The 11,667-nt window shown below is 65.6% G+C and carries 8 protein-coding genes; 5 read left to right on the forward strand and 3 right to left on the reverse strand.

Translation table 11 applies throughout. The annotated features are described in order from the left end of the window. Positions 1–89: 89 nt before the first annotated feature. The 5 genes from phnC to IEW13_RS17705 all read left to right on the forward strand — a co-directional run bounded on the left by phnC (position 90) and on the right by IEW13_RS17705 (position 4,311). Positions 90–890: a phosphonate ABC transporter ATP-binding protein gene (gene phnC, locus IEW13_RS16045; protein WP_019481142.1), complete on the forward strand. Its 801-nt coding sequence runs from the start codon at positions 90–92 to the stop codon at positions 888–890. 82 nt (positions 891–972) lie between these two features. Further along, positions 973–1,869 carry a phosphate/phosphite/phosphonate ABC transporter substrate-binding protein gene (phnD, locus tag IEW13_RS16050; RefSeq protein ID WP_050994815.1) on the forward strand — a complete coding sequence of 299 codons (897 nt, stop codon included), beginning with the start codon at positions 973–975 and terminating at the stop codon, positions 1,867–1,869. After that, the gene (gene phnE, locus IEW13_RS16055) at positions 1,866–2,702 is read left to right on the forward strand and encodes a phosphonate ABC transporter, permease protein PhnE (RefSeq protein WP_019481144.1); all 837 of its coding nucleotides are present in this window, start codon (positions 1,866–1,868) and stop codon (positions 2,700–2,702) included. Before phnD ends, phnE begins: the two co-directional genes overlap by 4 nt. Next, complete coding sequence (locus tag IEW13_RS16060) at positions 2,699–3,736, forward strand: phosphonate dehydrogenase (protein ID WP_075850138.1); 1,038 nt, start codon at positions 2,699–2,701, stop codon at positions 3,734–3,736. Before phnE ends, IEW13_RS16060 begins: the two co-directional genes overlap by 4 nt. Continuing rightward, positions 3,733–4,311 (forward strand): DNA-processing protein DprA, encoded by a 579-nt coding sequence (locus IEW13_RS17705; RefSeq protein ID WP_188551950.1) that lies wholly within the window; start codon positions 3,733–3,735, stop codon positions 4,309–4,311. Before IEW13_RS16060 ends, IEW13_RS17705 begins: the two co-directional genes overlap by 4 nt. Before the next feature lie 19 nt (positions 4,312–4,330). On the opposite strand, the gene IEW13_RS16070 is transcribed toward IEW13_RS17705, so the two are convergent. The 3 genes from IEW13_RS16070 to mobF form a co-directional block, all read right to left on the reverse strand. Beyond that, entirely contained in the window at positions 4,331–6,799 is a 2,469-nt protein-coding gene (locus tag IEW13_RS16070; protein WP_229745252.1) for a S8 family peptidase, read from the reverse strand. A gap of 140 nt (positions 6,800–6,939) precedes the next feature. Next, positions 6,940–7,896, reverse strand: coding sequence for an AAA family ATPase (locus tag IEW13_RS16075; RefSeq protein ID WP_055344166.1), 957 nt, complete (start codon positions 7,894–7,896; stop codon positions 6,940–6,942). 119 nt (positions 7,897–8,015) lie between these two features. After that, entirely contained in the window at positions 8,016–11,561 is a 3,546-nt protein-coding gene (mobF, locus tag IEW13_RS16080) for a MobF family relaxase (RefSeq protein ID WP_444544411.1), read from the reverse strand. Between the last annotated feature and the right edge of the window lie 106 nt (positions 11,562–11,667).

The raw sequence follows: 11,667 nt of genomic DNA on the forward strand, positions 1-11,667 counted from the left end.
AGGGAGCGGGCATGGTACACATCCTTCCAGGCCGCCCAGTGGGCAAGCCAGATCAGATGTCACCTATCGGTGCGGCAGTCCCGACTTTCATGATAGAGCTCGTCGATGTCAGCAAGACTTACGAAGGCGGCGTTCAAGCATTGGCCCGAACCGATCTGTCGATCGAGCGCGGAAAAGTCACCGTGCTGCTCGGCCCGTCGGGTGCCGGCAAGTCGACCTTGCTGCGATGCATGAACCTGCTTGTCAAACCCACCACCGGCTCCGTGCGGGTTGACGGGACGGCGTCACTCGACTCCCGCCGCGAATTGCGTCGACACCGCCGCCGCACGGGGATGGTATTCCAACACCACCAGCTGATCCCACGCTTCTCGGCCTTGCGCAACGTGCTCCTCGGCCGGGTCGGTTATCACAGCTTCTGGCAGAGCATCCTGCCCTCCAGTCGCGGCGACCAGCGCATCGCGCTCGAAGCGCTCGAGCGCGTCGGACTGCTGGACAAGGCCCTGACCCGGGTAGACAACCTGAGCGGTGGCATGCAGCAGCGAGTAGGCATCGCTCGAGCGCTCGCGCAGCAACCGGACCTGATCCTTGCCGATGAGCCGGTCGCCAGCCTCGATCCCAACTCTGCGCGTCGCGTGATGGAGCTGCTGCGCCGAGTCTGTCAGGAGAGCGGCATCACCCTGGTTGCCAGCCTCCACCAGGTCGACCTCGCGCTCGAGCACGCCGACCGCATCGTCGGCCTGGCACACGGGGAAATCGTCTACGACGGCCCTGCAGCCGGGGTCACCGATGAGGATTTGCTGGTGATTTACGGCGGCGTGCCCGCCGACGAGCAGGCCGATGCCCTTCCACTGTCGGCACAGACCGTTTCGCTGCCGACTTCTGCTGACTAGCAAACGCTCAGGACTCAATAACCTCGACCGCCACCCCCGAGATCGACCACCTTCCGAACTGCTGAAACAGGAGTGAATTCCCATGCCTAGACCCACCCGCTTGGCGACTGCCGCGATCGCTGTAACGACTGCCTTCACCTTCGTCCTCTCCGGTTGTGGTGCCAGTTCAGAGGCAACCACCGCCCCGGAAACCCTCCGCGTTGCGCTGCTTCCCGACGAGAACGCGTCGGAGGTGATCAAGAACAATGAGCCCCTCAAGGAGCACCTCGAAAAGGAACTCGGGCTTGACGTCGAGCTCGTGGTGACGACCGATTACTCCTCGATGATCGAGGCGATGGCCCGCGGCCGCATCGACCTCGGCTACTTCGGCCCTCTGTCCTACGTCCTCGCCCAGGAGAAGGCCGACATCGAGCCCTTCGCCGCCTTGCAGGAAGTCGAGGGTGAGGACCCGACATACCAGGCAGTGTTCATCGCCAACGCGGATTCCGGCATCGAGGACCTCGCGGATGTCGCCGGCAAGACCGTTGCGTGGGGAGACCAGGCCAGCACGTCCAGTCACCTCATTCCCAAGGCCATGCTCGCCGAAGAGGCGGACCTCCGAGTAGACCAGGGTGACTACGAGGAACAGCACGTCGGCTCCCATGATGCTGTGGCCTTGGCAGTGCAGAACGCCAATGCGGACGCGGGGGGCATGAGCTTGCCCATCTATGAGCGCATGGTCGAGGAGGGGCTCATCGACTCCGAGACTGTCGTGAAAGTCCAGGAATCGGATCCCTATGCCAACTACCCCTGGACGATGCAGTCCAATCTGCCCGAGGACCTGAAGGAGAAGCTGCGGGCGGCGTTCCTGGAACTCGACGATCCCGAGGTGCTCGAACCATTCGGAGCCGCCGGCTTCGCAGAGGTTGCCGATTCGGACTACGATCAGGTTCGCGACCTCGCTCCGCTGCTCGACATCGATCTCGAGGATTACCAGTGAGCAGCCCCGCGGTCAGCGTGCCGCGCGAGGATCGCAGAGAGCAGGAATACCAGCGAATCACCGACCAGGCACAATCCGGCTGGAGGCGCTCGTTCTCCATCACGGGCTTGATCCTCGTCGCGGTGATCCTGAGTGCCTGGGCCGTGGGTCTGCTCGACGCCAACCGCATGGTCACAGGCCTCGCCGACATTGCCGACCTGCTCAGCGAGATGTGGGTGCCGGACTTCACCCATCTGAACAGCTGGTGGGGGCCCCTGCTCGACTCGATGACAATGAGCATCGCGGCCACAGCACTGGCTGTGCTGCTCTCCGTCCCTCTCGCATTGCTCGGAGCACGCAACACCTCACCGCACCCGGCGATCTACTGGGTCGCGCGGCTCATCCTGAACGTGCTGCGATCAGTGCCCGAACTGATCATGGCGATCGTATTCGTCGCCGCCGTCGGCTTCGGCGCGCTGCCCGGGGCTTTGGCATTGGGGATCCATTCTGCCGGCATGGTGGGAAAGTTCTTCGCCGAAGCGATTGAGCACGCTGCCGAAGCCCCTGTCGAGGCCGCCAGGGCGACAGGAGCCGGCCCGGCCCAAGTGATTCTCCACGGCATCCTGCCCCAGGTGCTGCCGCAGATGGCCGACGTCACCGTCTACAGGTGGGAGTTCAATTTCCGAGCGTCGGTCGTCGTCGGGGTCGTCGGCGCCGGCGGCATCGGCTTCGAACTCATCGCCGCCCTGCGAACCCTCCAGTACGACGAGGTCGCCGCAATCCTGCTCGTCATCCTGGCCACCGTGACCGTAGTCGACGCTCTCGGCGGAGCGTTGCGAAAGAGGTTCCAATGAAACAACACAGTCGACGTCCGAAGGTCGTACTGACGCACCGCGTGCATGCGCCGATCCTCGAATTGCTCAGCGAAAGCTGCGAAGTTGTCGCCAACCAGAGCGACAGCAGTCTCCCGGCCTCCGAGGTGCGGCGCCGCGCAGCAGAGGCCGACGGATTGATGGTGTTCATGCCCGACCGGGTCGATGCAGAGCTCCTCGACTCATGCCCCAACCTGAAGGTCGTCGCGGGAGCCCTCAAAGGGAACGACAACATCGACGTCGAGGCTTGCACAGAGCGAGGCATCTGGCTGACCAGGGTCGAGGACCTCCTGACCGAGCCCACCGCAGAACTGGCGGTCGGACTGCTCATCGGGCTCGCGCGGAACATCACCGCCGGGGACCGCCGGGTGCGCTCGAATTTCGCCGGGTGGCGGCCGACGCTCTACGGGAGCACCCTCGTAGGATCGACGATCGGCATCGTAGGGGCAGGCAACCTCGGCCGGGCTGTTGCACGGATGTTGCGGGGATTCGCACCCGAGTTGCTCTACTTCGACCCTGAACCGCTATCGGCGGCCGATGAAGCACTGCTCGACATCCGGCGTGCGGACCTGTCCGACCTGCTGGAGCGCAGCGACGCCGTTGTGGTCTGCGCCCCACTGTCCGCGGAGACAGTCCACTTGCTCGACCGGAACCGGCTCGAGTCAATACGACCGGGGGCGCTACTCGTCAACGTCGGCCGCGGCTCCGTCGTCGACGAATCCGCGGTGATCGAGCTCTTACGCGCCGGACAGCTCGGTGGCTTCGCGGCTGACGTTTTCGAGTTCGAGGACCTGTCCCGACCGGACCGGCCCGCTGGCATCTCCGCCGAGCTGTTGGCGATGCAGGACCGCACGCTGTTCACGCCACACCTGGGATCTGCCGTGGCCGCGACTCGTCTCAAAATTGAGGAGCACGCCGCCACTGCCATACTGCAGGCCCTTGCAGGGCATGAACCACACGGAGCCGTCAACCGCCCGTGTGGCGTGGGATCTGCTGGAACGCCTACTGCCCTATGATCGGTCCTATCGATCACAGCAAGACGAAGAAGCCTGCCTCTCGCACCCCGTTGTACCTGGCCGCCGCGGACTCCCTCGCTGAGCAGATCGCTGACCAGCCCGTGGGGACTCGCCTGCCGTCAGAAGACGAGCTTGCCGGTCAGCTCGGGGTCAGCCGACTCACCGCGCGGGCAGCACTGGCTGAGCTGGAGAGGCGCTACCTAGGCCTCCTGGTCAGCGAGGTTCCACCAGGCGCGGTTCCGACGCGCCACCGCTTCATTGCACGGGCGCGGTTGATGGCCGCGCTCTCCACAGCGACTGTCGTTGTCGAGGCCGGAGCTCGCTCAGGATCAATGAAGGTGGCAGAGCGCGCCCAAGAGTTGGGGCGGATTGTTGGCGCGGTACCCGGTCCGGTGACCAGCGCAACAAGCGCAGGGCCGCACCGCCTGCTGCGCGACAAGGACTGCGCCGTCATCACCGATGCTGCTGACCTCTACCGCGCGTTGGAGACCCGCGACGTCGAGCGCGGGAGTTCTGCATCTCTGTTGATGCCTGAACGCACAGTCAGCAGCGCTCGGGAAGTGCGGCAGCTGTAGGCCGCTGTCTCAGATCGCGCTACGAGCGGATGCGATCACGGGCACGCTCGCGCGCGCGGAGTCGCAGTCTGTCGCGAACTTCATCGTGGATCGTGTTTGATGTCTGTTCGGCAGTCTCTGCTGACACGACCAGCGCATATCGGATGGTGTTACCGGCACGGAGTCGTTGGGCATCGTCCATGCACTCGACGTGGATCGGGAAGGCATCGCCATCTACAAAAGACATCGAGCGGGTGCCCTGCACGATCTCGTGTTGAAGGCTGCCTCGCCGCACGGCGTTGTGCTCTGCATCGGTTCGGTCTCCACCCGCCAGGGTCGTGTCCGGCGTGCTGAAGTAGACCTTGGCGCTGCGGTACCGAGTGAGCTGGCCGACCGTTGGAGCCATGAATGCCAGCGTGATGGTGAAGCGGTGCCATTCCGCTTTCGCTCGGAGTGAGGGAGGCAGTGGGAAGCCGTAAGTATGGCGCTCGTTCCGTGCGATTTGACCGCCGGCAACGAGGACCGCTCGGTTGGATGCGGCTTCGCCGAGTCTGCTGAGGTCGAGGCGACCGTAGCCGAGCAGAGCCGTCAGCTGCCGCCGAGCGTCCTGGCCATTGAGACCAAGACCGTTGCGCAGGCTGTTCTCCCAGGCGCCCCAGCTGCTTGCATGGGCAAGGAGGGCACGCACGAGCAGCGGGTGGTACTGCGGATCAGGAAGGGGTGCGTCTTCGGGGTCGCGGTTGTCGGACTCAAGGAGGTCAAACAGCCTGCTGGCTTCACGGGTGACGAGCGCGGTCGCGTTACTGGTGCCGTTCGTGAACACCGTGCTGTTGGTAGCACCGCCTCGTCCCGGAGCGGCCACCTGCAAGCCGGGTCCCGTCGCGGCGGTATGAGCCAGGCCGACGGCAACGTCAGTCTGACCGGGCAGGACGATGGGGCGCGTGTAGAGGGCGCGACCTCCGGAGTGATGAAGGTCCGGCTTGACCGACCGATCGACGCCGGGCCCAACAGACCCATAGTGTGCGGGAGCGTCCGGGTGGGTGATGTCCCATACCGTGTCCGGAACCTCGATCTCACCGAGGCCGTCTGAGTGCGTGGCGCCGACGGTGAGGGCGTTCAGGGCGTCGCCAGGCGGAAGGATGCCGCGCAGCAGCGCCGTCTCGAAGCCGTCCCGCATTGCAGCCAGGCGAGCGGCCTCGGTGTCGTGCGCGGCATCGGCGGGGATCGTGAACTCGTCGGTGTGGTTGCCCGCGCTGACGACGAACAGCAGATTGTACGAGTGGGCGAGCCAGTCCAGCAGGCGCCCGACGGGGCTCATTCGGCGCGTGAGTGCTCGCGTCTGCGCGCCAATGGACAGGTTCACAACCCGGACGCTCGGCGCTGCGGCAGGTTGGTTCCCCTCGCCTTTCACAATCCGTCTGAATGCGCGGTGAAGGACGTCGGTGAGCAGACGATTTGGGACTACCTGCTCGTGTCCAGGCATGAACTCGTGGGGCTGCAGGATCGGTCGTACGTAGAGCGGACGATCAAGCGGTGGACCGCCATCAGTGAGGTCGCCGTGAATGATGAGTGACGCCATGGCGGTTCCGTGGTGGCGAGCCGCGACGGGGTAGTTCTCACCGATCTCATCAGGGTCATCGATCGAGAGCCGACCTTGGAGCGCGTCGTGGTTGGTGAACGGCAGCCCGTCGAGCAGCGCGATCCGAGGCTTGCCTTCGATTCTGTCGCTGCGAGCAAGTTGGGTTTGAGCAACTGGCTCAAGAGTCCCTGGCGCAACGCTCATCGGGGTGAAGGGGCTGACGAACATGACATCATCAGTCGTGAGGAGCCGAATGGCCGAAGCTCCGTTGGTCAACACGGACTGGACCTGCTGGATCGGGAGTTCAGCCAGGAGCGCGTGGTACTCGATCTCTCCGATCTGCGAGCGATCCAAGACTCGCCCGGCGCTGGAAGTGATGACTTCCTCGACGTGCGCCTCGGCAGCCGCACGCTGGGCGGCATCACGCCTGTGCCAGAGCTCGACTTCGACGAGGACGGTGCTTACTGACTGACCGACCATGCTGAGAGTCTCTTCCCAGCGCTCTCGTAGACCAGTCTCACGGATGCGGTCCTCAGCGCCCCACCGACGTATCGCTGTCAGTTGCTGGAAGGCCGTCTTGAACTTGCCGAGCCCGTGCTCGAACGACGCGGACGGGTCGGCCTGCCATTGAGCGAAGAGCCGGAGTAGTTCGTCGATCGCTTTGGTGTTGGACATGACCAGGTACAGCGAGTGCGTGACGCGCTTGTCGGTCCGTCCAGCTTCACGCTCCCTCATGTGGAAATCGTCGTCGGGGTCAGATTGATCCCCGAGAAGCTCAGACAGAAACTCCAGGCCATCGATCCGGTTGATCGCGTTGCGGAAGTCCTTGACGCTTCCCGCCAGATCAAACACGACCACGAGTGCGGGGTCGATCTCCTCTGGGGTGTCTGCGCTCAGACGGGCACGTTCGGCTTCGAAAGCCGCGGCCAAGTCCTTGAACTGAGGAGTCAGGCGTTCACCTTGTCGCCCAGCGCCCGGCCTTGACAGACGTGGAAGATCACGCGGGGTCTGAGTTGGCCGCGCTACAACCTCCGCCGGCCCGAACGCAAGGAGCGGTCTACGCTCAACTGTCACCCTGCCGCCTGACCTCGGCGGTGTTCAAGCCGTTCTTGCACGATCCGGCGGATGTTGTCATCCGGAAGTTCCAGTACCGCACGGCGGCGCACATCAAGTGCGAACTCTTCCAACTCGGCGAAGCTCGCGCCGGCCAACTTGTCAGCGAGGGTCCGAGGAGCGAAACCGAGGTCGCCTCCGAGGCGCTCAGCGAGACGTTCGAGGAATCTCGTCGCCTGTGCGCGGCTAGGCGCTCCCAACTCCGTCCGAATCTGGAACCGTCTCCATGCCGCCCGATCCAGCAGCTCGCCGTGGTTCGTTGCGCCAACGAGGATCACGTGGGGTGGCAGTCTGTCGATTTGGAGCAGCAGCGTCGACACCACTCGCTTGATCTCGCCGGTCTCATGCTCGTCCGCTCGCTCTTTGGCGATGGTGTCCAGTTCGTCGAAGAACAGCACGCAACGGCGAGTCCGCGCGAACTCAAAGGCGTTGTCAAGCCGTGCGGCCGTTTCGCCGAGGAAACTCGACATCACACCTTCGTAGCGGATCACGTAGAAGGGAAGCATCAGTTCTGCCGCGATCGCTTCGGCCACACTCGTCTTCCCGTTTCCAGGCGGGCCGGACAGCAGAAGGCGGTTGCGCGGCTCAATACCGTAACTACGCAGAAGTTCCGCGCGCTTCTGCTCCTCGATCAGTTCGGTAACGACTCGCTGCGGGACCGGTGCAAGTTCGAGTTCATGTAGCCGACGGTTCGGTACGACCTCATGCACGAGATCGCGGATCGCCGCTGCTCGGTCGTCACGGACGGGTCCCTGCCCCGTCGTCGTGATGAGTTGCGAGAGCCGATCAGCGAGAAGATGATGCTGGTTGGCGCGCTCTTCGGCGATGACCGACTCAACCAGCACCTTGAAGCGTTCCCGATCACCGCGGCGTTCGGCCTCGACGAGGTCTAGGAGTAGATCAGCGCGCGCCATCGTCCCGCCTCCTTCAGCCGTGTCGTCATGTGGGTTCAAGTCTACTGGCGTGTGGCTCCGAGGCTACTTGGCCGCGCCGACATTCGACCGTCCGCACCCTGCCGCCGACACCACTGGCCCTACAGCGCCCGCGACGGACCGCCTCTTGACGGGCTCCGAACCACATGAGCATCATCCAGGGCTTCAGCGGCCACTCGCGCTTGGTCGAGCGCGGCGCGCGCCCTTGCGGCGTCGATCTTCTGTGCGGCCGACTCGGGCGGGGCTCCGAGCGGTGCGTCGTCGGTGATGCGGTAGCGGTCTCGGTAGGCGGCGACTACGCGGGCGGCCTTGCGCCAGGTCGCCGCTCGTCGTCGGTCGTTCGGCTGCGCTCCAAGGGCCTTCGTCCACGGCACGCTCTCGGTCAGCGCGCCGTCGAGTACGGCGTCGGCGCGTGCCTCGATCAGCTCCTCTCGCTCGTCGAGCGCTGCTCGCATCTCGACGTCGATGACTCCATGCGCCTGTGCAAGGAGGCCGGCGATGAGTCGCGGTGGCTTGCGAGTCCTGCCGGAGCCTGCGGGACGCGCTGTCGCACGCTCCACCCGGTAATGAAGGACGGCGGCGATGTCGTCGGCGTCGCTGAACCCGCGCGCGGCGACGAGGCGGGGCAGGAGCGTATCGACGTTGTGGTGGTTGGCTTCGGCGCGGCGCAGTTCGGCCGTAAGCGGGCCAAACGCCTCGGACTCGATGGCGCTCTCGGCCTGGTCCTCGGTGAGCCCGGAGCCCCGGACGAGGGTGGCCCAGCGGTCGTGTTGAGCTGCGGCGGCGATGGTCTCGTACTCGGCGGCGAGTTGAGCGATGGAGCCCCACTGTTCCTGTTCGGCCACGATGGTCTCGTGCGCCGAGAGTTCGGCCCCGCTGTGCTGCAGAACGCCGTACAACACGCTTCGCGCCGTAGCATGCGGATCGTCGCCGGGGTGCGGCTGCGCATGGTCGTCTGCGCGGTCGAGAGCCACGTAGGCGTGGTTCGAGTGCCGTCCTCGGGTCATCGCGACGTAGAAGGTCTCTCTGGTCGAGGTCGGTTCGACCAGTACGTGCGCAGTGTCGGTCGTGACGCCTTGGGCGCGGTAGGCGGTGACTGCGTAGCCGAGGTCGAGGTGCTGGGCGACGTAGTCGGCGGGGAGCACGATCGACTCGCCACGGCCTGGGCCGGCGGGGCGCACGGTCACTGATCCGTCGGGGCGCACTTTCGTGATCGTCCACCTGTTCCCGTTCTGCACCCACGAGAACCGGGTGCGCAGCTTCCGCTCGTTCTTCCGCGTGATCACCGTGTCACCCACAGCCGCTTGCACGCCGCCGTTCAGCGTGACTTCGCCTCGGAGCGGGTTCACGACATCGGCGAGGATGAGCTCGGTACGGGCGCGCAGGTTCAGCGCTGCAACCGCTTCGCCGGAGTCCGAGACCAGGATCGACTCGATCCCGGCTTCACGGTCCGCCCTCCACGCCTCGTAGGCGCGGGCGGTCATGTCGTCGGTGGTGCCGCCGATGATCCGGTCGGCGTCCTGGTAGACATCGATCACGTCGGGTTCTCCGAGGCGGAGGCGTAGCGATGCGGTCTTCTCCCATTCGTGCGTGAAGCGGTGGATCGTGGAAAGCTCCGGGGTGTCAGGGCGGTCGCCGGCGAGGAGCCCGAACGCACCTGCCGCTGCCGGGGATTGGAGCTGCCCGTAGTCGCCGACGAGCAGAATCTTCGCGCCGGCTTTCGCCGCAGCCCCGGTGATGCGGTCGAGTGCGAGGGTGCCGGCGAGGCTCGCCTCGTCCACGATCACGAGCTGACCCGTCTGGAAGGTGCTGCCGGTCATGATGTGTAGCGTCCACCACCGTGCAGTGTTCTCGGTCTTGATCCCGAGATCTCCGGCGAGCACTTCCGCAGCGACCGCTGACGGGGCGAGTCCGACCACGGAGCCGGTGCCGTGCTGCTGTTCCCAGGCGGTGCGGAGCGCGAGCATCGCGGTCGTCTTCCCGGTGCCGGCCGGGCCGACGAGGAGATCGAGCTGACGGCCTGAGACCGCGATCCGTGTGAGCGCGTCGGCCTGGTCAGAGCCGAGCATCCGCCCCTCCCTGTCCGGGCGTCTCGTGACCTTCTCGATGAGGGCGAGCGGGAGCTCGGGGCCGGTCAGGGTTCGGGAGCGTTCGAGGAGCCGCTTCTCCGCATCGAGCAGCGCCTCGGAGGAATACAGGATGCCGTGGCGGGGGCGGAACGCGCTCGACCCATCCGGACGCTGGAACCGGGCCGGCGTCGACGCGAGTTCCGGCGGAGTCAGTCGCAGCGAGGCGTGTTCGGCGGCATCGACGACCATCCCGCTGACGGCCTCGCGATCCCGTGTTGTCGCGAAGCGGTACTCCATCGTCTGCCGTGCGGCCTCGGCGGTCAGGTTCCAGCGGTGCCAGGTCGACCGCTTCTCACCAACGGCCTCCATCACGGCGCGGCCGATCTTCTCGATCTCATCCAAGGGAAGGTCGTCGGCGCGCAGCACCCGTGCGGGTGCTGCCGGGATCGCCTCTCGCACCCATTCCGACGCGTCCCGCCCCAGCAGTGCTGTGGCGCGCTTGCGCCACTCGGTCGTGAGGTCGGCAAGGGATCGCACCTGCTTCTCGGGCCTGGTGGACAGCGTGGCTTGAGCACGGAGCTTGATGATCGCCGCGGCCGAGGGCTGCCGCCCATGCTTCTCGACGTATTCCGCGATGAGGTGGTCTTTCTCGGCGTCGATCTGGCGGGCGCGGGTGGAGAACTCGAGCACGAGCTCTTCCGGCACCGTCGAGATCGCCCAGGCGGGGTTGCGGTCGCGGCCGCGATCCCGCGCCTCCCACTCCACTCCGAGCAGTCGGGTGAGGTGGTCGGCGATGATCGCCTCGTGCAGTTCGGAGAGCGCGACGGTCGCGGCGTGCATCGGCCGCCCATCCAAAGACCGCCACCGCCCGTCCAGCGTGGTCTTCACTTTGTTCGACACGACGACGTGCGTGTGAAGGTGAGGGTCGGAACTACGGGAGTCGTAGTGGTCATAGGCGGTCGCGGCGAGACCGAAGGTATCGACCTGCGCGACCGCTCCACCGTCGGCGCCGGTCATGCCAACACGGGTCGCGGCGACTTCTCGTTCCATGAAGTCGATCACCTCGGCGATCGCCGCGTGATGCGCTTCGGCGATGAGCGCCTGGGTTCCGGCGTCAGCGACCGCCCACAGCACCGACGCCGACTTCGGCAGCGAGAACGTGTAATCGTATCCCGCGACGGCCTTCCTCGTTCCGCGTCCGTGTTCTTCGGCCTCGATCTCGGCGATCGCTTCCGCACGCGAGGCCGGGCCGAGATCCGCGTCAAGAGCCTCGACACGCTCGGCGATGCGCTCGGCCGGGGTCTTGTACACCGGGTAGGCGCGGCCGAGCGGGTCGCCTGTCACCGGGTCGCAGCCCATCCCGATGAGGAGCTGGAGCTGCTGCTCCGATACCTCCTCGCCGGGAGTGATGCGACCTTCGCCGAGCTGGGCGAGGCCAGAGCCGAGCCAGCTGCCGGGAGGATTCCCGACCTCGGCATAGTAGCGAGTCAGCGGCGTCGAAAGGCTCCGGTCGCCGTCGCCTGCAACGACGGAGCGCAGCAGATACTTGTAGCCGTCACCGGCGCTCATCACGCGCATCGAAACCGTCACATCCGATAGGTAGGAATCCGAGGCTTGGCTCAAGCCCTGAGCTCCAGACGGCTTCCATCTTGTTGCCGAGAGCACTGGAGGGGAACGGGGTAGA

This window comes from Sediminivirga luteola (genome assembly GCF_014639315.1).
Lineage (GTDB): Bacteria > Actinomycetota > Actinomycetes > Actinomycetales > Brevibacteriaceae > Sediminivirga > Sediminivirga luteola.